The 23,854-nt window shown below is 69.9% G+C and carries 23 protein-coding genes; 10 read left to right on the top strand and 13 right to left on the bottom strand.

Translation table 11 applies throughout. The features are described from left to right. The 8 genes from leuD to AN233_RS11010 form a co-directional block, all read right to left on the bottom strand. On the bottom strand, window positions 1-633 hold a 633-nt coding region (leuD, locus tag AN233_RS16465), incomplete at its 3' end, for a 3-isopropylmalate dehydratase small subunit (protein WP_080508446.1). Further along, on the bottom strand, window positions 630-2,051 hold the full coding sequence (leuC, locus tag AN233_RS11040; RefSeq protein WP_058366829.1) for a 3-isopropylmalate dehydratase large subunit: 1,422 nt from the start codon (window positions 2,049-2,051) through the stop codon (window positions 630-632). The genes leuC and leuD, both read right to left, overlap by 4 nt. Then, window positions 2,052-2,369, bottom strand: a complete 318-nt coding sequence (locus AN233_RS11035) for a hypothetical protein (RefSeq protein ID WP_058366828.1) — start codon at window positions 2,367-2,369, stop codon at window positions 2,052-2,054. Beyond that, entirely contained in the window at window positions 2,369-3,439 is a 1,071-nt protein-coding gene (gene ilvC / locus AN233_RS11030; protein ID WP_058366827.1) for a ketol-acid reductoisomerase, read from the bottom strand. The genes AN233_RS11035 and ilvC overlap by 1 nt, the downstream gene beginning before the upstream one ends. Further along, window positions 3,436-4,152, bottom strand: a complete 717-nt coding sequence (gene ilvN / locus AN233_RS11025) for an acetolactate synthase small subunit (protein ID WP_080508441.1) — start codon at window positions 4,150-4,152, stop codon at window positions 3,436-3,438. The genes ilvC and ilvN overlap by 4 nt, the downstream gene beginning before the upstream one ends. Then, window positions 4,149-5,996: a biosynthetic-type acetolactate synthase large subunit gene (gene ilvB, locus AN233_RS11020; protein WP_058366826.1), complete on the bottom strand. Its 1,848-nt coding sequence runs from the start codon at window positions 5,994-5,996 to the stop codon at window positions 4,149-4,151. The genes ilvN and ilvB overlap by 4 nt, the downstream gene beginning before the upstream one ends. 451 nt (window positions 5,997-6,447) lie before the next feature. Further along, window positions 6,448-7,665 (bottom strand): LeuA family protein, encoded by a 1,218-nt coding sequence (locus AN233_RS11015; protein WP_394326207.1) that lies wholly within the window; start codon window positions 7,663-7,665, stop codon window positions 6,448-6,450. A gap of 326 nt (window positions 7,666-7,991) precedes the next feature. Continuing rightward, window positions 7,992-8,897 (bottom strand): ABC transporter permease, encoded by a 906-nt coding sequence (locus AN233_RS11010; protein WP_218055081.1) that lies wholly within the window; start codon window positions 8,895-8,897, stop codon window positions 7,992-7,994. 199 nt (window positions 8,898-9,096) lie between these two features. Here AN233_RS11010 and AN233_RS11005 point away from each other — a divergent pair, with 199 nt between their 5' ends. The 4 genes from AN233_RS11005 (at window position 9,097) to AN233_RS10990 (ending at window position 14,009) form a co-directional block, all read left to right on the top strand. After that, entirely contained in the window at window positions 9,097-10,359 is a 1,263-nt protein-coding gene (locus AN233_RS11005) for an ABC transporter permease (RefSeq protein ID WP_058366823.1), read from the top strand. A 1-nt stretch (window position 10,360) separates the two neighbouring features. Continuing rightward, the gene (locus tag AN233_RS11000; RefSeq protein WP_080508438.1) at window positions 10,361-11,530 is read left to right on the top strand and encodes an ABC transporter ATP-binding protein; all 1,170 of its coding nucleotides are present in this window, start codon (window positions 10,361-10,363) and stop codon (window positions 11,528-11,530) included. Next, entirely contained in the window at window positions 11,527-12,777 is a 1,251-nt protein-coding gene (locus AN233_RS10995) for an ABC transporter ATP-binding protein (protein WP_058366822.1), read from the top strand. Before AN233_RS11000 ends, AN233_RS10995 begins: the two co-directional genes overlap by 4 nt. Before the next feature lie 203 nt (window positions 12,778-12,980). Further along, window positions 12,981-14,009, top strand: coding sequence for a phosphate signaling complex PhoU family protein (locus tag AN233_RS10990; protein ID WP_058366821.1), 1,029 nt, complete (start codon window positions 12,981-12,983; stop codon window positions 14,007-14,009). 17 nt (window positions 14,010-14,026) lie between these two features. On the opposite strand, the gene AN233_RS10985 is transcribed toward AN233_RS10990, so the two are convergent. The 3 genes from AN233_RS10985 to AN233_RS10975 form a co-directional block, all read right to left on the bottom strand. Beyond that, window positions 14,027-14,380: a DUF7528 family protein gene (locus AN233_RS10985; RefSeq protein WP_058366820.1), complete on the bottom strand. Its 354-nt coding sequence runs from the start codon at window positions 14,378-14,380 to the stop codon at window positions 14,027-14,029. A gap of 303 nt (window positions 14,381-14,683) precedes the next feature. Continuing rightward, window positions 14,684-15,601, bottom strand: a complete 918-nt coding sequence (locus AN233_RS10980) for a DUF7096 domain-containing protein (protein ID WP_058366819.1) — start codon at window positions 15,599-15,601, stop codon at window positions 14,684-14,686. Between the two features lie 111 nt (window positions 15,602-15,712). Then, window positions 15,713-16,900 carry an LEA type 2 family protein gene (locus AN233_RS10975; protein ID WP_058366818.1) on the bottom strand — a complete coding sequence of 396 codons (1,188 nt, stop codon included), beginning with the start codon at window positions 16,898-16,900 and terminating at the stop codon, window positions 15,713-15,715. Between the two features lie 193 nt (window positions 16,901-17,093). On the opposite strand from AN233_RS10975, the gene AN233_RS10970 reads away from it, so the two are divergent. The 5 genes from AN233_RS10970 to AN233_RS10950 all read left to right on the top strand — a co-directional run bounded on the left by AN233_RS10970 (window position 17,094) and on the right by AN233_RS10950 (window position 20,889). After that, complete coding sequence (locus AN233_RS10970) at window positions 17,094-17,276, top strand: DUF7525 family protein (RefSeq protein ID WP_058366817.1); 183 nt, start codon at window positions 17,094-17,096, stop codon at window positions 17,274-17,276. A gap of 74 nt (window positions 17,277-17,350) precedes the next feature. Further along, complete coding sequence (locus tag AN233_RS10965) at window positions 17,351-17,575, top strand: DUF7123 family protein (RefSeq protein WP_058366816.1); 225 nt, start codon at window positions 17,351-17,353, stop codon at window positions 17,573-17,575. A gap of 70 nt (window positions 17,576-17,645) precedes the next feature. Continuing rightward, a complete protein-coding gene (locus AN233_RS10960; RefSeq protein ID WP_058366815.1) occupies window positions 17,646-18,125 on the top strand; it encodes an SRPBCC family protein in 480 nt (159 codons plus the stop codon). Continuing rightward, window positions 18,125-18,934 (top strand): carbon-nitrogen family hydrolase, encoded by an 810-nt coding sequence (locus AN233_RS10955; protein ID WP_058366814.1) that lies wholly within the window; start codon window positions 18,125-18,127, stop codon window positions 18,932-18,934. The genes AN233_RS10960 and AN233_RS10955 overlap by 1 nt, the downstream gene beginning before the upstream one ends. Window positions 18,935-19,458: 524 nt before the next feature. Further along, window positions 19,459-20,889, top strand: coding sequence for an outer membrane protein assembly factor BamB family protein (locus AN233_RS10950; RefSeq protein WP_058366813.1), 1,431 nt, complete (start codon window positions 19,459-19,461; stop codon window positions 20,887-20,889). Window positions 20,890-21,012: 123 nt separating this feature from the next. Here the strand turns inward: AN233_RS10950 and AN233_RS10945 are convergent, their stop codons facing one another. After that, window positions 21,013-22,533, bottom strand: a complete 1,521-nt coding sequence (locus AN233_RS10945) for an aldehyde dehydrogenase family protein (protein WP_058366812.1) — start codon at window positions 22,531-22,533, stop codon at window positions 21,013-21,015. 89 nt (window positions 22,534-22,622) lie between these two features. Between AN233_RS10945 and AN233_RS10940 the strand changes: the two genes are divergently transcribed. Continuing rightward, window positions 22,623-23,360 (top strand): helix-turn-helix domain-containing protein, encoded by a 738-nt coding sequence (locus tag AN233_RS10940; RefSeq protein ID WP_058366811.1) that lies wholly within the window; start codon window positions 22,623-22,625, stop codon window positions 23,358-23,360. Between the two features lie 32 nt (window positions 23,361-23,392). Here AN233_RS10940 and AN233_RS10935 read toward each other — a convergent pair. Then, window positions 23,393-23,854 (bottom strand): proline dehydrogenase family protein (locus AN233_RS10935; protein WP_176696678.1); only part of this gene is annotated, 462 nt, incomplete at its 5' end.

Raw genomic sequence — 23,854 nt, 5'->3', positions numbered from 1 at the left:
CTCGTCGGGGACGTACGGCAGCGAGCGAGCGGTCTCGCGGACCGCGCCCGCGTTTGCACCCATCAGCGCCGTCGTGTCCCAGACACCCTCCACGAGCGCCTTGCGCTGGGCGTCGTGCACCGTCGCGTCGACGACCGTGTCGCCGTAGGTGATCGTCTCCGCGGCCACGTCGATGTCGACCTCGGCGTCGGGGTTCGCCTCGACGTAGTCCTGCAGCGCCTCGATGTCCGCCTGATCCGCAGTGACGGTCGGGATGCCGAGCGCGAGGCAGTTGCCCGCGAAGATCTCCGCGAACGACTCGCCGACGACCGCGTCGATCCCCCAGCGCAGCAGCGCCTGCGGGGCGTGCTCGCGGGAGGAGCCGCAGCCGAAGTTCTGGTTGACGACGAGGACGTTCGCGCCCTGATACTGCTCCTCGTTGAAGGGGTGGTCCTTCTCGTTGTCCTCGTCGTCGAACCGCTGGTCGAAGAAGGCGAACTGGCCCAGGCCGTCGAAGGTGACGACCTTCATGAACCGCGCCGGGATGATCTGGTCGGTGTCGATGTCGTTCCCGCGGACCGGAATCCCCGTTCCGGTCACCTCAGTCACCTTCTCGGCGGGCGCCTCGCCGTCGCTGAACTCGGGCGAGCTCATACGGTCGCCACCTCCTCCATCTCGCGGACGTCGGTGACCTCGCCGGTCACCGCCGCGGCCGCGACCATGATCGGACTCATCAGGACGGTGCGGCCGTCCTTCGACCCCTGCCGGCCCACGAAGTTCCGGTTCGAGGAGGAGGCGCTCGCCTCGTCGCCCACCAGCTGGTCGTCGTTCATGCCCAGACACATCGAGCAGCCGGGCTCGCGCCAGTCGAAGCCGGCCTCGGTGAAGATCTCGTCGAGGCCCTCCGCCTCCGCGGCGTCGCGGACGCGCTGGCTGCCGGGGACGACCATCGCGCGCACGTCGTCGTCGACCTCACGGCCCTCGACGAACTTCGCGGCCTCGCGCAGGTCCTTCAGCCGCGCGTTGGTACACGAGCCCAGGAACGCCACGTCGATGTCGTAGCCCGCCATCGTGTCGCCGGGCTCGACGCGCATATGCTTCTGTGCCCGCTTCGCCGTGTCGCGGTCCTCTTCCGGGAGGTCCGCCGGGTCCGGGATCGGTTCGGTGATGCCGACGGTCTGGCCCGGCGTGGTCCCCCACGTGACGGTCGGCTCGATGGCCGACCCGTCGATGGTGACCACGTCGTCGTACTCCGCGTCCTCGTCGGTCCGGATCGACTCCCAGTAGGGCTTCAGCCGCTCGAACCGCTCGGGGTCGTCCGCGAAGGCGTCCGTCTCCGCGAGCCACTCGTAGGTGGTCTCGTCGGGGTTGACGTAGCCCGCGCGGGCGCCGCCCTCGATGGACATGTTGCAGATGGACATCCGCCCTTCCATCCCGAGGCTCTCGATGGCCTCGCCGGCGTACTCGTAGACGTGGCCGACGCCGCCGTCGGTGCCGAGCTTCCCGATGATCGTCAGGATGATGTCCTTCGCCGTGACGCCCTCGCCGAGCTCGCCGGTGACCTCGATCTTGCGGACCTTCTGTTTCTCCATGGCGACACAGCCGGTCGCCAGCACGTCGCGGATCTGCGAGGTGCCGATCCCGAACGCCAGCGCGCCGAACGCGCCGTGGGTCGACGTGTGGGAGTCGCCGCAGACGATGGTCATGCCGGGCTGGGTGAGCCCCTGCTCCGGCCCGATGACGTGGACGATCCCCTGGTTGCCGGAGTCGGGGTCCGAGAACTCGATGCCCGCGTCCCGGACGTTCTCCTCCAGCTCGGCCATCATGTTCTCGGCCGCGTCGTCGCGGTACGGCCGGTCGCGGTCGTCGGTCGGGACGATGTGGTCGACCGTCGCGTGCGTGCGCTCGGGGAACGCCACCTTCTGATCGCGCTCCTTCAGCATGCCGAACGCCTGCGGGCTGGTGACCTCGTGGACGAGGTGGAGCCCGACGAACAGCTGGTCCTGTCCGGTCGGCAGCTCCGTCACTTTGTGGCGGTCCCACACCTTGTCGTACAGCGTGCCCTCGCTCATTCAGTCGTCACCCGGTACCCCGGAGACGCTCGATCCGGTTTCGGACCCCGACGGGCCGGCCGCCCGGCCGCCGCGGGCCCAGACCGCGTTCACGTCGTCGTTGCGCGGCGTGTGATCGATCTCGCGCATCGCGGTTCGGTCGTCGGTCTCGCTCGGTTCTGTCCCCCGGTCGGGGCCGGACCCGTCGGCGACGCCGCCGTCCGCGACAGCCGGGCCGCGGCGGAACACGGCGCCCATCGTGTCCCCGGTGTAGGGGTTCCGGTGGGAGACGTCCGCCATCGTCGCGCGGTCGGACGCGTCGTCGTCCGCGGCGCCCATCAGGCTCGCACCTCCGTCTTCTCCTCGTCCGACTCCTCGTCCTCCTCGGCCCACGCGAAGAGGCCGCGCAGCTCCTCGCCGACCTGCTCGATGTCGTGGTTTTCCTCGCGCGTCTTGAGCTGCGTGTACGAGGGCCGGCCGGCCTGGTTCTCCGCGATCCACTCGCGGGCGAACTGACCGTTCTGCACCTTCTCCAGTACCTCCTCCATGTTCTCGCGGGCGTGCTCGTCGACGACCGCGTCGCCCTGCGTCAGCCCGCCGTACTCCGCGGTGTCGGAGACGGACTGCCACATGCCGCCGAGCCCGTCCTCGTACATCAGGTCGACGATGAGCTTCAGCTCGTTCAGACACTCGAAGTACGCCATCTCGGGCGAGTAGCCGGCCTCGACGAGCGTCTCGTACCCCTGCTTCACCAGCGAGGTGACGCCGCCACAGAGGACGGCCTGCTCGCCGAACAGGTCGGTCTCGGTCTCCTCGCGGAACGAGGTCTCGATGACGCCCGCGCGGGCGCAGCCGATGGCGGCCGCGTACGCGAGCCCCTCGTCGTGCGCCTCGCCGGTCACGTCCTGGTAGACGGCCAGCAGGCCGGGCGTCCCCTCGTCGTTCTCGTAGTTGCGGCGCACGAGGTGGCCCGGCGACTTCGGCGCCACCATCGTCACGTCGACATCTTCGGGCGGCTGGATCTGGTTGTAGTGGATGTTGAACCCGTGCGCGAACTGGAGCGTGTCGCCGGGGTCCAGGTTCGGCTCGATGGCGTTCTCGTAGACGTCCGACTGGACGGTGTCGGGTACGAGCACCGAGACGATGTCGGCGTCCGCGACCGCGTCGCTCGGCGTCTCCACGCGCAGTCCGTCGCTCTCGGCCGCCGAGCGCGAGGAGGAGTCCTCTCGCAGCCCCACGACCACGTCAACGCCGCTGTCGTCGAGGTTCTGTGCGTGCGCGTGTCCCTGCGAGCCGTAGCCGAGTACGGCCACGGTCTTGCCCGCGATGGCGGTCGGGTCCGCGTCGTCGTCGTAGTAGATCTTCGAGTCGAAGCTGTACGCGCCGTCGTCGTCGGTTTCTGTCGTCATCGGTGTGTTGTGGTGTCGGGTTGGGTCGGTTCGCCGGCCGTGCCGGGTTTCTCTCCTGGGGCGGTCGGGGTGTCGCCGCGCGCGAGCGCGGTCTGGCCCGTCCGCGCGATCTCGATGATGCCGAACTGCCGGTAGGCGTCCAGCGCGTCGTCGATCCGCGACTCGTCGCCGGTCAGCTGGACGGTGATCGTCCGCGGCCCGGCGTCGAGCGTCTCGCCGTCGTACATCTCGGTCACGGCGTGGACCTTCTCCGGCTCCTCGCCGCGGACCTTCAAAAGCACCAGCTCGGTCCGGACGGCGTCCTCGCGGATCTCGCCGACCGAGACCACGGGCTTGAGCTTCGCCATCTGGCGCTCGATCTGGGTGATGCCCGGGTCGGGCTCCTCGACGACCATCGTTATTCGCGAGTGGTTCTCGACGGTCGTCGGGCCGACCGTGAGGCTCTCGATGTTGAACTGGCGCCGCGAGACGAGGCCGGCGACCCGCGAGAGCACGCCGGGCTCGTCGTCCACGATGGCCGAGATGACCGCGCGCCGCGGCTCGTGTTCGGCCTCGACCTCGGGGTCGATCCGGATCCCCTGCGAGTTGCGCCGCCCCTGCGGGCTGGTGCGCTCGTCGGGTTCGGGGCCGGGCATCCCCACGTCGGGGACCGCCTCGCCGCCGTCCGTCTCGGGGGTCTCTCCGTCCGCGGAAGCGTTCTCGTCGCCGCTCATAGCTGATCCTCCGTCAGCGCGAACTGCGCGTTGTCCCCGCCGCTCGGGACCATCGGGTAGACGTTCTCCTGCGGATCGACGTGGAAGTCGATGACGGCGGGGCCGTCGTACTCGAGCGCCTCGGTGACCGCGTCGGCGACCTCGCCGTAGTCGTCGACCGCGATGCCCTTCGCGCCGAACGCCTCCGCGAGCTTGTCGAACTCGGGCATCCAGCCGTACTCCGAGGCCATGTGCCGGCCCTCGAAGAAGGCGTCCTGCCACTGTCGGACCATCCCGATGTACTCGTTGTTCAGGACGGCCACGGTGATGTCGAGGTTCTCGCGGACGGCCACGGACAGCTCCTGGAGCGTCATCAGGAAGGAGCCGTCGCCGTCGAAACAGACCACGTCGCGGTCCTCGTCGCCGGCGTTGTCCGCGGCGACGCGCGCGCCGACCGCGGCCGGCAGGCCGTACCCCATCGTGCCGAGGCCGTGCGAGGAGACCCACGTCCGCGGTTCGGTGTAGGTCCAGAACTGCGCGGCCCACATCTGGTGTTGGCCGACGCCCGTGGTGACGATGGTGTCGTCGTCCGTCGCCTCGTCGAACGCCTCGACGACGAACTGCGGCTTCAGCGGCTCGTCGTCGGGCGTGGCGTACGTCATGGGGTACTCCTCCCGCCACGCCGTACACTGGTCGCGCCAGTCGGCGGCGTCCGGGGCCTCGCTCACGGCGGCGGTCAGCTGGTCGAGCACCGTCGCCGCGTCGCCCACGAGCGGGTAGTCCGCGTGGACGTTCTTGGAGATCTCCGCGGGGTCGATGTCGACGTGGATCACCTCGGCGTCGGGCGCGAACGTCTCGATGCCGCCCGTCAGCCGGTCGTCGAAGCGCGTCCCGACCGCGATCAGGCAGTCGGTGTGGCTGATCGCCATGTTGGCGTAGCCGGTGCCGTGCATCCCCGCCCACGACAGACAGAGGTCGTCGTCCTCGGGGAACGAGCCGATGCCCGGCATCGTCGTGGTGACGGGGATACCGAGCTCGCGGGCGAACCGGCGCGCCTCCGCGCTCGCTCCGCCCTTGATCACGCCGCCGCCGAACAGACACAGCGGACGCTCGGCGGCCTCGATCGCCTCCGCGGCCGCGGCGACGTACTCCTCGTTCGCCTCCGGCACCGGCTCGGTGCCGGCGGGCGCCTCGGGCGCGCCGACCTCGCGATCGGTGTCGCCGAGCGTCACGTCCTTCGGCAGGTCGACCAGCGTCGGGCCGGGGCGGCCGACCGACGAGAGCGCGAACGCCTCGCCCACCGTCTCGCCGACCTCGTCGGCGTCGCCGGCGAAGTAGTTGTGCTTCGTGATGGGCGTGGTGACGCCGACCGTGTCGGTCTCCTGGAAGGCGTCGTTGCCGACGAACTCCGTCGGCACCTGTCCGGTCAGGGCTAACATTGCGTCGGAGTCCATGTCCGCGTCGGCGATGCCGGTGACGAGGTTGGTCGCGCCAGGCCCGGAGGTGGCCATGCAGACGCCCGGCTCGCCCGCGACGACGCCGTAGGCGTCCGCCGCGTGGGCCGCGCCCTGCTCGTGGGCCATCGTGACGTGGCCGACCGACGAGCCGTAGAGCGCGTCGTAGACGGGCATGATCGCGCCGCCCTGCACGCCGAAGGCGGTGTCGACCCCGGCGGCCTCAAGCGCCGCGACGACGGCCTCGGCGCCGGTCGTCGGAGCCGAAATCGCGCCGTCGTCGGCGCGCTCCGGCGGTTCGGTCGCCTCGTCGGCCGCGGTGCTCCCGGCGGCGGTCGTTCCGCCGTCGGTCGCCGCGTCGGCGGCGCCGTCCGCTGCTGTCGTCTCGTGTGGTTCGTCTCGGTCCGTCATCGGTTGTGGTGTCGCATCTGAGTCGTGGCTCGGTCGTCGTGTCCTCGTGCCGTCTCCCCGCGATCGCGTCGAGCTGCTCGAACGGGGACGCCAGGGACGCGCCGCGGCGCGTGGCAGCGGCGCTGGAAAGCGGTGCGTCGGAATCGTGAGAATTGGGTAGTGTAGGGGCTCAGGCCCCTACAATGATCTCGGCCGCGAGGACCGACGACGCGGGCTCCCCGGCGGGCCGGGGCGCCGCGGCTCCGTGACCGGCGAGCCGGACCGCGTCGTTCGGGGTCATCACGTCTCACGATGAGCGCCCCGCTTATAAATTCTTGTCGCGGCGCGCAATCGTTGCACCGATCCCTCGGCGATCCGCCCGCTTCGGGCGTGGGATCGCCGCCGGCGTCGTCGGGCACCGATCCCGAGCGACGGGGCTGTCGCTGGGCGTGCTGCGCGACCGCGGAGGCGGTCATCGAGCGACTGCCTCCTCGGTTTCGGGAATGTCGGCCTCGCGGGCGAACCGCTCGACGTCGCCCGCGGTGACCTGCTGTTTGTCGGCGCCGTGTTCCTTCACGCGCTTCGTGACGGTCCGGACCTGGTCGTCGGTCGGGTCGAAGCCGGCCTCCTCCAGGTGCTTGCGGACCGCGTGCGTGCCGGTGTGCTTCCCCAGCACGAACTCGCGCTCGGCGCCCACCATCTCCGGGGTCATCACGCCGGTCTCGAAGGTGTCGGCGTTCTCGATGACGCCGGCGGCGTGGATGCCCGACTCGTGGGCGAACGCGTTCCGCCCGGTGACGGGCTTGTTGGCCGGCACCGGGATGTCGGAGGCGTCCTCCACGATCCGGGCCAGCTCCGTGATCTGCGTCGTGTCGATGCCGGTGTCGACGCCGTACACCGACTCGACGGCCATCACGACCTCTTCGTAGGCGGCGTTGCCGGCGCGCTCGCCGATGCCGTTGACCGAGACCTGCGCCTGGTCGGCGCCGTTCTCGAAGCCGGTCACGGCGTTGGCGGCGGCCATCCCGAAGTCGTCGTGCGTGTGCACGTCGACGCGGGCGTCGGTAGCGGCGTCGACGGCCGCGACCGTGTCACCGAACGCCGACGGCATCGCGACGCCGCAGGTGTCGGGGATGTTGATCCAGTCGACGCCGACCTCGCTGACGGCCTCGACGATCTCGATCAGGAACTCGGGGTCGGTGCGCGTCGCGTCCATCGGGGAGAACATGCACTCGACGCCCGCCTCCTTCACGCGCTCGACGCTCTCGACCGCGCGCTCGACCGCGTCCTCGCGGGTGGCGTGCATGGAGTCCTCCAGCTGGACGTCGCTGGTCGAGACGAACGTGTGGACCATCTCCGCGCCGGAGTCGATGGCCGCCTCGATGTCGCCCTCGACCACGCGGGCCAGTCCGCAGACGGTCGTGTCCGTCGCGGCCGCGATGTCGCTGACCGCCTCGAACTCCGCCTCCGAGTTAACCGGGAACCCAGCCTCGATGACGTGGGTGTTCATGTCGTCCAGCGTCGCCGCTATGCGGCGCTTCTCGTCGTAGCTGAACGAAGTGCGGGGTGACTGTTCGCCGTCGCGTAACGTCGTGTCGAAGATCCGTACAGGACCGATATCGATGTTAGAAGCTATCGTGCCCTGGAAGAACTCGATCCGCCGGGGTGTCCGACGAAGCCTCCGTATGATGTGTCATCGCGTCTCGTTCCAGAGGCGAGGAGGTATTAAAGCGTTGCGCCACGACAGAATTCGCCGCCCGTCCGCCCGCGTTCCCGAACCGCGCGCGACCAGAGAACCCGATGACGTAATCGGTGTGGGTGAGACATTAACACCTTATATGTCCTTTCATTCGAAGCGCCAGTTCCGTTTCGAAATGCGATTTATATGGGTGATGGACGGGTGTCAACCGGCGGCGCGCGGCTCGCGCGCGCTCCGCACGACCGGTCGGTTCCGGGAGACGGTGCGGACGGGGCGCTGGGAATGGCCCGATCCGCGAGTCCGGGTCCGGGAGGGGGTCACCGCTCGTCGTAGTCGATCCGCGGGTCGAGCGCGACGTAGAGCAGGTCTTGGACGAGGTTGCCGAACACGCCGACGACCGCGATCAGCATCGTCACGGCGAGTACGACCCCCGCGTCGCGGCTCAACAGCGCGTCGTACGCGAGCGCGCCGATCCCCGGCAGCCCGAAGACGATCTCGACGACGTAGACGGTGACCAGAAGCAGCCCGAGCGCCTCGATACAGAAAGCGGACACGAGCGGCACGGCGGCGTTCCGGAGCGCGTGTCTGGCCACGTCCCGCGAGCGCGCACCGTTCTCGCGCAGCGTGCGGATGAACTCCTCAGGGAGCACTTCAAGCACCTCGGCGCGCGTGTACCGCGCCTGAATCGCCAGCAGGTTCGCGGCCGTCACCAGCGTCGGCAACGCGAGCGCGGCGAGGTTTTCCGTCGCGTACCGGGGCGCGTCGTCGTTCCAGACCACCGAGACGAGCCCCCACTCGTCCACCACGAGTGCGAGCGCGATCTCGCTCAGCCAGAACACCGGTAGCCCGAATCCGGAGTAGACCACGGCGGTGCCGAAGCGGTCGAGGTACCCACCCTTTCGGACGGCGGTGTACACCCCGACCGCGACCCCTCCGACCGTCGAGAGGACCGTCGCCGGGACGACGTACAGCAGGGTGATCGGGAGCGACCGCTTCAGAACCGCGGCGACGGGCTCACCGCCGACCGTCCGCCCGAGATCGAGCGTCAGGTACGACCCGACCCACCGGGCGTACCGCTCGGACAGCGGGAGGTCACGGTTGCGGGCGGCCGCCCACGCTTCCACGGCCTCCTCGCCCGAGTAGTGAGCGATGATCGCCTCGTTGGGATCGGGCGTGTACGCGAACAGCAGGAAGATGGCGGTGAAGACGACCCAGATCGACACGGCCGCCCAACCGAGCCGTCTGGCGACGTAGCGACGCATCGGAATCGGATCGGGCGTCGACGCGGCCCATGTTAAACGTTTGCAAGAACCGACTGACTCACCGTTCCGGTGGAAGCTTTTAATTACGACGCGCGTGGACGACATTGACGATCGTGAACGATACACGAACTGGTCCCCGGCTCTCCAACGGTGAGGCGAGGTGACTACGGAGGCGGAGCCGGGCGAGCGCGGCGGAGCGAGCGAACGGGCGACGAGCGACGGACCGACCTTCGAGACCGTCTCGCTCGACGACGGTGAGTCGCCGAGCCGCCTCGATCGACGCGTCGTGCTCCTCGCCGTCGGGCTGGTCGCGGTGGGTGCCGCGGCCGCCTACGACCTCCGCATCGAGCGGATCGCCAACGTCCTCCCGGGCGTCCCCTCGGGAACGATCGTCGACTGGCTCTACCGGGGTGCGCTGTGGGCACTCCTGCTGTACGTCGTCGTCCCGCTTGCTCGTCGTCCGGCGCTCACGCGGCTCTACTGGCGGCGGCTCCGTCGGGACCCGGCGGCGGTCGCGAGTCTGGTCTACCTCGGCGGGTTCGCGCTCGTCGCGGTCGTCGGCCCCTCGATAGCGGGGCCGGTGACCGAGCCGCTGATCGGCGAGGCGGCACCGCGAGAGCCCGCTCCCTCACAGCCGCCGGTGTTCACGACGGTCCCCGAGGCCGCGGTTTACTGCAGCGGGGAGGTCGTGGAGGCGGGCTGTGCCGGCACGTGGCAGTACCCGCTCGGGACGAACCTGCGCGGCGAGGACGTGCTCTCGCTGGTCGTCCACGGCGCCAGCGTCGCGCTGAAGGTGGCGGTCATCGTCGCCGCGCTGATGATCCCCGCCGGCGTCGGCGTCGGCACCGCCGCGGGCTACCGGGGCGGCCGGACGGATGAGGTGTTGATGCGCTACGTCGACGTGCAGCAGGTGCTGCCCGCGTTCTTCATCGTCCTGCTGTTGTTGGTCGTGTACGACGGCGGGCTGCTACTGCTCGTGGTCGTGTTCGGGCTGCTGAACTGGGGGAGCCTCGCCCGGATGGTGCGCTCGGACGTGCTGACCAAACGCGATGCGGGGTACGTCCGTGCCGCCCGGAGTGCGGGTATGCAACCGTTCCGGATCGTTCGTCGCCACGTCGTGCCGAACACCTCCAGCACGGTCGTCTCGGCGGTGAGCCTCCAGCTCCCGCTCGTGGTCCTGCTCGAGGCGACGATGGCGTACCTGTTCTCGAACCCCGGCCGCCCCGCCGCCCGCGCCTCCATCTGGCAGGTCGAGCTCTCGTGGGGGTACACGATCGCGATGGGATTTGCGGACGGCGCCTTCCCCACCGTCTCCTGGTGGGTCGTACTGTTCCCGGCGGTGGCGCTTCTGGCCACCACCGTGAGCCTGAGTCTGCTCGGCGACGCGCTCCGCGACGCGCTCGATCCGCGGATGGAGCCCTGACATGGACGCGAATACCACTTCGACCGGCGGACGAATCGGCGACGGAAGCGACGCGGACGCCCTGTTGACCGTCGAGGAGCTCACGGTGCGGTTCGACGGCCGGGACGGGCCGGTCGACGCAGTCGACGGCGTGAGCTTCGCGCTCGACCGCGGAGAGACGGTGTGTCTGGTCGGCGAGTCCGGATCCGGGAAGACCGCAACCTGCGAGGCGATCACCGGGCTCGTCGCCGAGGAAGGGGCGACAGTCGGCGGGCGCGTGACCTTCGACGGTCGCCGCCTGACCGACCTGGGACCAGGCGAGTTGCGGGAGGTCCGCGGCGACCGCATCGCGCACGTCTTCCAGGACCCCGAGGGCGCGCTCGACCCAGTCTACACGGTGGGCGAGCAGATCGTGGAGTCGATCCGCTACCACCGCGACGTATCGAAAAACGCGGCCCGCGAGCGCGCGATCGACCTCCTTGAGAAGGTGGGAATCCCGGAGCCGGCGACCCGGATCGACGAGTACCCCCACGAGTTCTCCGGCGGCATGAAACAGCGTGCGCTCGTCGCGATGGCGCTCTCGTCGGATCCGGACGTGCTGATCGCCGACGAGCCGACGACCGCGCTCGACGTGACCATCGAGGCCGGTATCCTCGACCTGTTCTCCCGGTTGCAGGCGGAGGAGGGGCTCGGCGTCCTCTTCGTCACCCACGACTTCGGCGTGGTCGCGGAGGTGGCCGACCGGGTCGTCGTGCTCTACGGCGGCAAGGCGATGGAGCGCGGCGGCGTGGAGGCGATCTTCGACCGCCCCGCCCACCCCTACACGCGAGCCCTGCTGTCCTGTCTCCCCGGACGCGGCGGACTCGACCCGATCGGGGGGGAGCCGGTCGACCCCCGCGACCCGCCGGACGGTTGCCGGTTCGAGCCCCGGTGTTCCCACGCCACGGGCGCCTGTCGGACCGGAGGCCAGTCGCCGGAGTACGCAGTCGAGGCTGCGAGCCATCTCGCCTCCTGCGTCTACTACGGGCCCGATCACGACCGGAGCGAGCTGGAGAGAGGCGACGGCGGGGACGGTCCGCGGACGCCCGACGACGCGGGTACGAAGGCCCCGTCCGACGCGGGCGACGCGGCCGGCGCCTCCGGCTTCGAATTTGGTCGGGATCCCTCGCCGTCCGACGGGGGCGACCGATGAGGGACACCGAGCCCCTCCTCCGCGCCGACGATCTCGAGAAGCACTTCACCGTGGGCGAGGGGCTGCTCGGCCGCGGTGGCGAGCCGCTGCGCGCGGTCGACGGCGTCTCCTTCGACGTGCGCCGCGGCGAGACGGTCGGGCTCATCGGCGAGTCCGGCTGCGGCAAGTCGACCGTCGCGGAGACGCTGCTTCGGCTCCGGGAGCCCACCGGCGGGACGGTGACCTTCGACGGCGACCGGGTCGACGAATACGGCGACGACGAGCTCCGGGCTTTCCGGCGCCGCACGGGCATGCTCTTTCAGGACCCGGTCGGGAGCTTCGACCCGCGGCTCACGGTCGGCGAGTCGGCCGCGGAGTTCCTGCGCGTTCACGGCGTGTCCGACGCGGCGACGCGACGCGCGGTCGTCGTCGACCTCTTCGAGCGCGTGGGGCTTTCGGCGGACCATTACGACCGCTATCCGCACGAACTGTCCGGCGGGCAGAGCCAGCGCGCGGCGCTCGCGCGGGCGCTCGTCCTCAACCCGGACCTGCTGGTCGCCGACGAGCCGGTCTCCGCGCTCGACCTCTCCATTCAGGCGGCGGTGCTGTCGCTTCTCGACGATCTGCAGGCGGAACTCGAGTTGAGCGTCCTGCTCATCACTCACGACGTGAGCGTCGTCCGCGAGATCTGCGACCGCGTGAACGTGATGTACCTCGGCGAGATCGTGGAGTCCGGTCCCACCGAAACGGTGCTCGAAGACCCGGAACACCCCTACACGGCGGCGCTCATCGACTCGGTGCCCACCCCGGACCCGAGCGCGGAGCGGGAGACCCAGCCCCTCGCCGGGGAGGTACCGGACGCGACGAACCCGCCCTCCGGCTGCCGGTTCCACACGCGCTGTCCGGTCGTGATCCCCCCAGAAGGGTTCGACGGCGATCCGGGCGCGTGGCGCGCCGCCTTCGACTGCAAGCTGACGGTCGCGGACCCCGACTTCGACGACGAGACGCTGGCCGACCGCGTCGCCGAGCCCACGCCCGCGGGCGTCCGAGAGGCGTTCGACCTCCCGGAATCGGTGGGAGAGGATGACCTCGACGCGACGCTGACGGCCGCGGTCGAGGCGCTCGCGGACGGCGACGCGGAGGCCGCCCGGGAACACCTCGCCGCCTTCGAGTCGGTCTGCGAGCGCGTCCCGCCCGCGAACGAACGCGTGGACGACCAGCGCACCGGCGACGAGCACGTCGCGGCGTGTCACCGCGCCGGAGAGTGACGGTCCATCGGATGTCTCGTCGGCCGGGCGGTGACCGAGACGGACACGTTCCGGGAGACGGTCCGAACTGGCTGCGGTGGCGGCTGCCGGGCTGTGACTACCCTCGTCTCGCTCGGACACGGCGGACAAGAACCTTGTACATTGATCGAATATATAATGCACATAGGGATAGGGTTAAGGTCGACAGCGCGCTATCCCCTGCCATGGAAACCCGTAAGGTCCAGCGGCTGGGTCCCTCGACGCTGGCGATGACGCTGCCGGCGGAGTGGGCCAAGGAACACGGCGTCGACAAGGGCGACGAGGTCTCGCTTCGGATGGGCGGCAAGGGGACGCTCACCGTCCTCTCGGAGTCGGCCAGCACCGAGGAGTCGGAGGCGGTCATCCACGCGGACAACCTGGACGCGAGCGCGCTCGAACGCGCCATCGTCGCGCAGTACGTACTCGGGCGGCGCATCATCCACGTCGAGAGCGACGGCCCGCTCGCGAGCGACCACATCAACGCGGTGTACAAAGCCGAGACGCAGCTGATGGGTCTCGGCGTCATCGAGGAGACGCCGGAGAGCATCGCCATTCGCTGTTCGGTCGACCCCGAGGACTTCACCCTCGACAACCTGATGGAGCGGCTGGAGAACACCGGCTCTACGATGCGCGGGGAGGCCGTGAAGGCGCTCGCACACGGCAACACCGACCTCGCACAGCGCGCGCTCAACCGCGAACGGCAGGCGAACAAGATCTTCGTCCTCATGCTCCGGCTGATCTTCACCGCCTACCAAAACCCCAACCTCGCGCGCGCCGTGGGGCTGGAGGAGGGCTTCCCGCTTATCGGCTACCGGTCGGTCGCGAAGAACCTCGAGCTGACGGCCGACAACGCCGAGGACATCGCCGAGATCGTCATGGAGACCGAAGGTCACACCCTCGACATCGAGCAGGCGACGATGCGGCGCATCCGCGAGTTCACCGACCAGGTCGACGAGCTCACCGAAATGGCCGTGCGCGCGGTCGTCGAACGGGACTACGACATCACCGTCGAGTGCCGCGTGCTGTTCAACGAGCTCAGCACCAACGAGACGGAGATCCTCGACGACCTGCCCGAGATGGACAACGAGGACCTCCTGCGCGTCCGCGAGGTGCTCGTGAGCCTCCAGCACACCGCCGAGTACGCCATGCGGAACGCGGAGATCGCCGCGAACCTCGCGCTCAACGAGGAGTCCGAGCACGTCGAGATCACGTAAGCGCCGATCGGGCGCGACTACGGCCCGCCTCCTTCCGTTTTCTTCGCGCGCAGCGGGCTCCGCGAGACCACCTCGCAGTCGAACGCGGGGTGCTCGGCGACGTGACGCACGACCATGTGGCGCCGCGACCCGGTGATCCCCGCGCGGCCCACCTCCTCCGCGGAGAACTCCGCGGGCAGCCGATCGTAGAGCCGGCGAAGGGCCGCGAACTCCGCGAACACCTTCTCGTTGCCCGCCGAGTCGGCGCCTCGGCGCGCCACGACGTAGCGACCGTCCTCACGGTGACGACCGACCGTCCTGAAGAACTCGCGGCGGGCCGTCAGGGCATCCCCGAGCGCGTCGCGCAGGGCGACGGCGGCGTCCCTGTTCAGTTCGCGGGTCCCGTCGGGGAGTCGAACCGCGACCGTGCGCCCGTCGGCGGCGAGCGAGGCGTCGATTGCGGCTTGTTCGGCCGACCGACCGTCCGCAGAAGGTTCGCGTTCGTCCTCTACGGCGCCGCCGGCCGCGTCGGCAGTCCCGCCGCCGGGCTTGCCGCCGGCAGCGTCGGAATCGATCTCACCGTCCGAGAACTCGATCAGGAGCGTGGGTACTCCGGTGCATACGAGGGGGTTCGCTCGGGCACCTCAAAACCCTACCGGCGCGGGAGGTCGGGAGTCACGGCGGAACCGGCCGCGTCACCGGGACTCGGTGTCGACGCCGTCGTCAGTCGGCTCGGCGTCCGTCGTCGTGTCCTCCCCCTCATCCGAGCTACCGTCCGTCGAACCGTCATCAGTCGAACCGCCCTCCGTCGAGTCACCGGATCCGCCCGTCTCCGAGCGGTCCGACTCCTCGGAGGAGTCGTTCGCGGCTCCGTCGTCGTCCGTTCCATCCGCCGTTCCGGCACCGCCGGAGGTCGAACCGTTCCGCGCCTCGTTGCCCGGTCGGTCGTCGCCGCCGCCCGCTCCCCCGGGCGCTCCGGGGGTGCCGGCGGGCCCGCGGTCGGCGGGCGGCGAGCCGGGCGACCCGCCGGCGTTCGCGCCGGCGATCCCTCGGGCGATCTCGGCCACTTCGCCGCCGCGCAGGTCGCGGGCCTCGGATCGGAGCGTCTCGATGCGCTCCGCGTCGACGCCGTTGGCGGCGAGCGTCTCGTTCGGGAGCCCGTCGGCGACCGCCGCGCTCCGGTTCGCCACCCGCTCGGCGGTCGATAGCTCCGCCGCGAGGCGGGCCGTCCGGACGCGGTACTCGCCCTCGCTCATCGTGCCGTTCTCGTGGCGCTCGCGCAGCTCGTTCCGTCGCTCGCGCAGCTCCGCGAGGCGCTCGGCGGTCCCGTTGACCGCGCCGGCGACGACCGCGGCTCGTGCGTCGTCGTCGGGGGCCTCGGCGACGCGCCGGTCGAACGCGCGAACGTCGAGTTCGCCCTCGAGTTCCGCCTCGGAGACGCTCACGCTGCCGCCGAACTGTTCGCCCGGCGCGACGCCGCCGCTTTCGGTCTCGGTACCGTTGGCCTCGGTGCCGTCCGCCTGCCCGACCGCGTTCCCCGCGAGCGCGGCGACCGGGCCCGCGCCCGCGAGGACTGCGACAGCCAGCAGGACGGCGAGGATGCTTCGCTTCATGGCTGAAGGAAGGCGGCTCGTCGCCTTATACGGTCAGGTCCCTCACCCCGGATTAAGCCGAGTTAAACCGGGCGACTGCGGGGCGATCCTCGACCGGGCACGGTCGCCCGACTACGCACCGGCGGCCGCCGCGTCGGACGCGTCGAGGTCGTCGAGCAGGCCGCCGCCGTCGTCCGTCTCGGTCTCGGTGGTGCCGCTTTCGGTTTCCGTCTCGGTCTCCGTCGGCGTGGCCGTCTCCGTCGACGCGTCGCCCTCCGTTTCGGTCGTTCCGTCGTCCGTCGACTCCCCGGTCGTGCTCTCGTCGTCGCTCGTGCCGCCGTCGGTCCCGCCGTTCGTTCCGTCACCGCCGCCCTCGCCGAAGATGTCCGTCTCGATGGTCTGCTCCATGGTGTCCAGCGGGACCTCGGTCGTGCCGGCGCCGACGTCGGAGAGGTCGACGCGGAGGTAGAAGTCGGCGGTCAGCGTGGTCACCTGGTCGTTCTGTAGGTGGCTCACCCACCACTCGTCGAGGTTCTCGTTGGTCAACTCGAAGGTCACCTCGAGCGTCTCCGTTCCGCCCGGCGGGATAACCACGGAGTCGTTCGTCTCGCCGCCACCCATCGAGACGTTGTTCATCGCCACGTCGTAGCCGACGTTGCTGATCGCCACGGGGTACTCCCGCGGGTTGTACACGTCGAACGCCATTCGGACCTCCGTCGTCTCCTCGGAGACGCTCCCCCACTCGCCGCGCGTCTCGCGGACGATCAGCACCGGGTCCTCGACCCCGGTCGTGTCGGCGTTCACCTCGCGCTCCTCATCGGAGTTGAACGCCGAGATGAGGCTGGTGTTTATCGACCGCTCGACCGCGGGCGCCTCGAACGACCGGTTGAGAAGCGAGGAGTGGACGTCCGCGTTCACCGACAGCGTCGTGTGCTCGTCGTTCCGGAGGTGGCTCACCCACCACGCCGGGATCTTCTCGTTTGACATCTCGGTCGTGAACGCGACCGTGGAGTTGCCCGACTCGAGGGGGACGCCCTCGCGAACGCCCTGCGCCATCGACACGTCGTTCAACAGCACCTCGTAGTCGATCGTCAGCCCGCCGAGCCGCACCCCGAGGGGGTTCGGGTTGTTCACGGTCAGGTTCGTCTCGATCTCCGTCGTCCCCTCGGTCACGTCGCCGAAGCCGTTGTCGACGCCGACGACGCTCGGCGCGCCGATGACGCCGACCGCGAACGCGCCGCCGATCGTCACGCCGACGCCGAGGAGCGCGAGTACCACCAGCTTTCCCGTCCCCAGACTCGTGATGCGGCCGAGTACCATATCGACCGCACACGGTCGAGACGTAAAACGCCATCCCGTCCTCTTGACGGCGTGATACGTCGGAGCGCGGGACGGACCCGACCGAGCGCGATGGTCCGCCGTCGCGCGGTCCGGGCTCGGCCGGCGGCGCGGAGCGGCCGCCGCGGTCCTCCGGGGTCGAATGAACTAAGTACGGCCCCGGGAAGGTTCGGGTATGAGCGAGGGAACCATCGAGTCCGACAAGGGACTCGGCATCGGGCTGGCGTTCGCGGCGATCACGCTTGTGGGCGCGGTCGCGATGTTCGGCGCACCGACACAGATCGGCACCGCGTGGGGCTTCGGCGGCGCGATGGTCGCGGCCGTGATCTCGGTCGCGGCGTTCCAGGCGTTCGACTAACCGGTCGGAAGCCGTCCCGTTCGGCCGACGGATCGACCGGAAGCCGTAAGGCTGGACCGCCCCTATCTCCGCCGATGACCGACTACACGGAAGAGGAACGGCGCATCCTCGCGTACCTCCGGGACAGCGCCGCCCGTGGCGAGCGGTACGTCCGCTCGAAGACCATCGCGAACGCCATCGGCCTGACGGCGAAACAGGTCGGCGTCCGCCTCCCCAACCTCGCCGAGAAGACCGACGAGGTCGAGATCGAGAAGTGGGGCCGCGCCAAGTCGACCACGTGGCGCGTCACGCAGGGCTGACCGGCGGGCGGCGGCGACGACGGCCGCCGGGAACCCGCCCTTTTTGAGACCCCCCGGCGTATCTCGCTTCATGACCGTCCGTGTCTCGCGGACCTTCGAGTTCGACGCCGATCCCGCCGACGTTTGGGCGTTCATCAGCGACCCCGGCAAGCGGGCCAGCGCGATAAGCGTCGTCGATTCCTACGAGGTCCACGACGAGCGCAACGCGACGTGGCACGTCTCGCTGCCGATCCCGTTTCTCGACTCCACGGTCCCGGTCGAGACGACCGAGATCGAACGCGAACCGCCCCACCGAGTGAAGTTCGTCGGCAAGTCCCGCGCGCTCCGGGTGACCGGCGAGCACACCATCGAAGAGACCGCCGACGGCGGCTGTCGTCTCAAAAACGAGTTCGTCGTCGAGGGAGAGATCCCGGGCGTCGAGAAGTTCTTCAAGCGGAACTTCGAGAAGGAACTGGACAACCTCGAGGCGGCGCTTCACGCCGACGCTCGGATCGAGGACGCGGAGGCCGAGTCGGAAGCGCGCGGAAGCGAGGGAGCGGGGGGCGACTGATGCGGCTCGCCTGCGTGCAGCTGTCCGTCGAGGGCGGCGACGTGCAGGGCAACCTCGACCGTGCGCTGACAGCGATCGACGACGCAGCCGAGCGCGGTGCGGACCTGGTCGCGCTTCCGGAGCTGTTCGACGTGGGATACTTCGCGTTCGACTCGTACGCCCGTGCCGCCGAAAGCCTCGACGGGCCGAAGCTCGCGCGGTTCGCGGAGCGGGCGGCCGAACACGACGTAGCTCTCCTCGCGGGGACCGTCGTCGAGGACCTCGAGGCCTCCGCGACCGACGGGATCGAGGTCCCGGCCGACTCGGGGCTCGCCAACACCGCGGTGCTGTTCGACGCCGACGGCGAGCGCCGCCTCGTTTACCGGAAGCATCACCTGTTCGGCTACGACTCCGCCGAGACGGACCTGCTGGTCCCCGGCGAGCGCGTCGGGACGGCCGAGGTCGCCGGCCTCCGCGTCGGCGTGAGCACCTGCTACGATCTGCGGTTCCCGGAGCTCTACCGCGAATTTGTCGATCGGGGCGTTGACCTCGTGCTGGTCCCGAGCGCGTGGCCCTATCCCCGGGTCGAACACTGGCGCACGCTGCCGCGGGCCCGCGCCATCGAGAACCTCGCGTACGTCGCCGCGATCAACGGAAGCGGAAGCTTCGACGACGCGGAGTTGCTCGGCCGGACGACGGTGTACGACCCCTGGGGGACCACGGTCGCGTCCGCCGACGACGACCCGCGGACGGTGTTCGCCGAGGTCGACCCCGGCCGCGTCGCGGCGGTCCGCGAGGATTTTCCGGCGCTGCGCGACCGCCGGCTCTGATCGGCGGCGCCGAACGCCGCCGTCCCGCCCCGATTGCGTACATTTATCCGAGAGAACGGCGTACGGTTCGATGCCGAGCTTTCGACGCTTTTCTCGTCGGAAGATCGGTACAACTCGATCCACGCCCGTCCCGACGCCCGGGACGACGCCGTCCGCGTCGCGCAATGGGGGTCCGCCGCGACGCGCCCGACCGCTGGCGTCGTCCCTCGCTCCGCCTCTCGTCGTTTCTCGTCCCGTAGCACCTCGCTCCGCGACGCGTTTCCCCGCCTCCCGCCTCGATAGTGGGGGAGCCGCGGTGCGAGTTTCAGAATCGATAATCTGAGCCAGTCATTTATTAAGGGGCCACGGCCAGATCAAGTCGTCGCGAGCGCGTCCGGCGACCCCCTCGGGGGGTGGCTGGCACCCACCCGCACCGCTCGCGCGTCAGGGACGGGGCTCATCCACCCACACCCACACCACCCGAGCCCCCGTCCCGTTCTCTGTTCGTCCCAAAAGCACTAGTCATCGCTTCGAGAAGCGTCGCCATGAATCGACGTGCCCTCCTGACGAGCGCGGCGGCCGGCGTGACCGTCGCGAGCGTCGCTCCCGCCGAAGCCGAAGCTGAGACGCAGGCACCCCACGCCCCGAACGACGAGCGCCATCTCGACACCGCTTCCGGCCGCCGCGTCCTCACGTCGCAGGCGGACGCGGGAACCGTCGACTGGTCGGTCGACCTCGACGGTGCCGTGCGGGCGGGCGCGTCCGTCGTCGACGGAACGGTGTTCGTCGGCGACGGCGGCGGTGCCGTCCACGCGCTCGACGCCGCTAGCGGCGATCGCGAGCGGCGCTACGGGACGGGGGAGACCGTCCGCTCGACGCCGGCCGTCGACGAGCCGCTCCTCTACGTCGGCTGCGACGACGGGCGGATCTACACGCTCGACGTGGAGGGCGGCGACGCGCCGTTCGACGCCGACGAGTTCGGCGAGCGGTCGCCCTTCGAGACCGGCGGTCCGGTGCGCTCCTCCCCGACGCTCGTCCCTACGCGTGACCCCGAGACGGCCACGGACGCCCTCCATGCGGTAGTCGGGAGCGACGACGGGACCGTCCGCGCCATCGACGCCGGGACGCCGACGACGGTCTGGGAGACGGACCTGGGGGACCCGGTTCGCACGTCCACGCCGATGTCCGACACGGTCTACTTCGGCGACGACGGCGGGACCGTCACGGCCCTCGACTCCAGTGACGGAACGGTTCAGTGGGTGGTCGAGACCGACGGCGCGGTCCGCTCGTCCGCCGCGCGGGCCGACGACCGCGTCCTCGTCGGGAGCGACGGCGGCACCCTCTACGCGATCACGCCGAGCGGCAAGATCGACTGGACGTACGCCACGAACGGTCCGAGCCGGTCGTCGCCGACGGTCGCCGCGGGCACGGTCGTCGTGGGTAGCGACGACGGGTACGTCCACGCGGTGGACGCGGAGACGGGCGAGCGGGGGTGGCGCGTTGAAACCGGCGATCGCGTCCGCGCCGCGCCCACCGTCGCGGGCGGCACGGTTTACGCGGCCGGTGACGACGGCGTCGTGCGCGCGTTGGCGCTGAGCGACGGGAGCGAGCGCTGGACGCTCGGGCTCGACGCCGCGGTCCGATCCGCACCCATCGTCGCCGACGGCCGCCTCCTCCTCGGGACGGACGACGGGCGGTTCCACGCGGTGGGCGTCGGCGCCGGAACGGTTCCGACCGACGATGGAGAACGCGACGACCGCGAGACCTCCGGAGCGTGGAGCGACGGCTCCCGCGTGCGCCTCCGGACGCTCGGTCACCACGACCGGTCCGCGACGGAGCCGCCCTCCGACGACTCCCCCCTCGGGTGGGAGGTCGCGGTCGTGCTTCTCCTGTTCGGCGGCATCGGCTATCTCGTCTGGACATGGCCGCATCGCCCGCGGGACGGGCAGGTCGATCCTCCGAGCCGCGAGACGTAGGGAGCGCCGGCAGGCGACCCGCCGGCTCCGCAACGAGTTCAGAAAAGCACCCGTCCGTAACCGGGTTCGGAAAACGGCCGGGTGATCGGGCGGCCCGCCGCAGTCCGCCGCGAAACGCGTGCCTTAGTCGTCCTTCGTCTTGATGTCCGCGGAGAGGCCCTGCGCCATCTCGATGTCCTTCGAGTTGTTCAGGGTCCACGCGGTGCGGTCGGTGACGGCCTCGATGGCCTCCCGGGCGGAGGGGTAGCCGTTGCCCGACTTCTTCACGCCGCCGAACGGGAGCTGGACCTCCGCGCCGATGCAGGGGAGGTTGCCGTACGCGAGTCCGAGCTCGGCGTGGTCGCGGTAGTAGTTGATCTGTCGGTAGTCCTCGGAGATGATGGCGCCCGCGAGCCCGTAGTCGGTGTCGTTCTGGATCGCGACGGCCTCCTCGATGTCGCCGTCGTACTCCAGCAGCGCGACGTGGGGGCCGAACACCTCCTCGTGGGTGCAGCGCAGGTCAGCGTGCGCGTCCGCCTCGTAGACGAACGGCCCGACCCAGTTCCCGTCCTCGTGGCCGTCCGGGATCTCCGAGTCGTCGAGCTCCTCGCGGTCGACCAGCACGTTCACGTCCTCGTCGCGGGCGAGCTGGTTGTACTGCTTGACCTTCTCGACGTGCTCCTCCTCGATGAGCGGGCCCATGAACGTGTTCTCGTCGAGCGGGTCGTCGACCGCCACGTTCGCGGCGACCTCCACGAACCGTTCCTTGAACTCGTCGTAGACGTCCGTGTGGACGATGAGGCGCTCGGAGGAGACGCAGCGCTGGCCCGTGGTCTTGAAGCTCGACATCACCGCGGAGTGGACCGCGACGTCGAGGTCCGCCTCGTCGGTAACGACGATGGCGTTCTTGCCGCCCATCTCGCAGGCGACGCGCTTGCCCGCGACGCCGCCGAGTTTGTCCTGGATCTTGTGGCCGACCTCCGCGGAGCCGGTGAAAAGCACCGTCCCCACGTCGTCGGACTCCACGATGGCGTTACCGGCGTCGCCGAAGCCCTGTACCATGTTGAAGACGCCGTCCGGGATGCCCGCGTCCTCGAACATCTCCGCGATGATCTGGGCACACCACGGCGTCTGCTCGGCGGGCTTGAACACGACGGTGTTCCCCTCGACCAGCGCGATGGCCATGTGCCAGTAGGGGATGGCGACCGGGAAGTTCCACGGCGTGATACAGCCCACGACGCCCCGCGGTTTGCGGCGCATGTAGGCGTCCTTCGAGGGGATCTCCGAGGGGACGATGTCGCCCTTCGGGTGGCGGGCGTCGCCCGCGGCCCACTCGACCATGTGCGCGGCCTCGACCACGTCCGCTTTCCCCTCGCTGATCTCCTTGCCGCACTCCTTGGTGACGATCTCGCCGAGCTCGTCGGTGCGCTCGCGGAGCTCGTGGTAGACGTCCCAGAGGTACTCCGCGCGCTCGATACGGGAGAGCTCGCGCCACTCCTCGAACGCCTCGTCGGCGGCCGCGGTCGCGCGCTCGACGTCCGCGGGCGTCCCGCGCTGGAACTCGCCGAGCGTCTCACCAGTCGCCGGGTTCTCGCTCGTGAACGTCTCGTCGCCCTCGCCCGAAACCCATTCGCCGTCGATGTAGTGCTCGAATACGTCCGGCATGGATCGAACTGTGATCCGCGATCAGTTAACGATCCCTCCCGACCATGGGAGGGTAGGTTCTTGTTGTCGAGGCTCGTAGACGGATCCGTATGTCGACCTTCGAGACGGCCGGAACCGAGGTGGCGTCGGGAACGCGGCTGACGCTCGACCTCTGGCACCCAAACTGCTGGGCGATCGAGGCGACCGAGCGAACGAGCGGGGGCGTGCTGGCTCACGCGATCTACAACTCCCCGAAGACCGACGTGGACGCGCCGCAGTCGGTCAACGGCCTGTTCACCGCCTTCGGGGACTCGCAGGAGGAGGTCGAGGATCTGCTCGACGCGATCCGCGCCTCGGACCGAGCCGGCGACCTGCTCGAGTTACAGGAACGGTTCGGCCGCGCGCGCAACGCGCCGGGCAACGTCGTCCGCGAGTTCTTCTTAGAGTACGACCCTGCCGACATGATATGTCCGACGCTGCTGGAACACGGGTTCGTCCACAGCGCCCCCGTCCGGATCGAGGGCGGGAGCGAGGAGTGGCAGGTGTGTTACGTCGGCGAGCGCGCCGCGATCCGCGACTCGCTCGATGCCGTCCGCGAGGAGTCCGGCGCGGAGGTCACCGTCGAGTCGGTCTCCGCGACCGGCACCGGCGGCGGGAGCGCCCGCGAGCAGCGCCTCGACACGCTCACGCCGACCCAACGGGACGTGTACGAACACGCACGCGAGGAGGGGTACTACGAGTGGCCTCGCGGCGTCTCGACCCGGGAGCTGGCCGACGATCTCGGCGTCTCCAAGACCACCCTGCTGGAGCACCTCCGGAAGGCCGAGTCGAAGCTGCTCGACCCCTGACACCGGCGTAGGCGGGGAGCTGGCACGCCCGGTCAGTTGCCCAGGATCGCCCGCAGCGCGAACAGCGCGTTCGACTTCCGCTCGCGGATCCGCCGGTAGAAGTAGGAGAACCACTTGTCGCCGTAGGGCACGTACTGGTAGACCGTCACGTCCTCGTTCGTCGCGAGGTCGAACTGCGCGGACTCGCGAACGCCCATCAGCATCTGCACCTCGTAGGGCGTGCCGAACTCGGCGTGGAGCTCCTGTGCATGCTCGATCATCGCGGGGTCGTGGCTCCCGACCGCGACGCCGTCGTCGAACGCCTCGAACATGAACGCGAGGTCCTCGCGGTACGCCTCGTCGACGCGACGCTTCTCGCGGTACGCGATCTCGGCCGGCTCGTCGTAGGCGCCCTTCACCAGCCGCACCTTCCCCGGAAGCTCCGCGAGTCGGGCGAGATCCTCGCGGGTGCGCTTGAGGTTGGCCTGCACGCAGACGCCGACGCCCCCGTCGGT

Source organism: Haloparvum sedimenti (genome assembly GCF_001462205.1).
GTDB lineage: Archaea > Halobacteriota > Halobacteria > Halobacteriales > Haloferacaceae > Haloparvum > Haloparvum sedimenti.
This window is presented reverse-complemented; position numbering and strand designations above follow the sequence as displayed.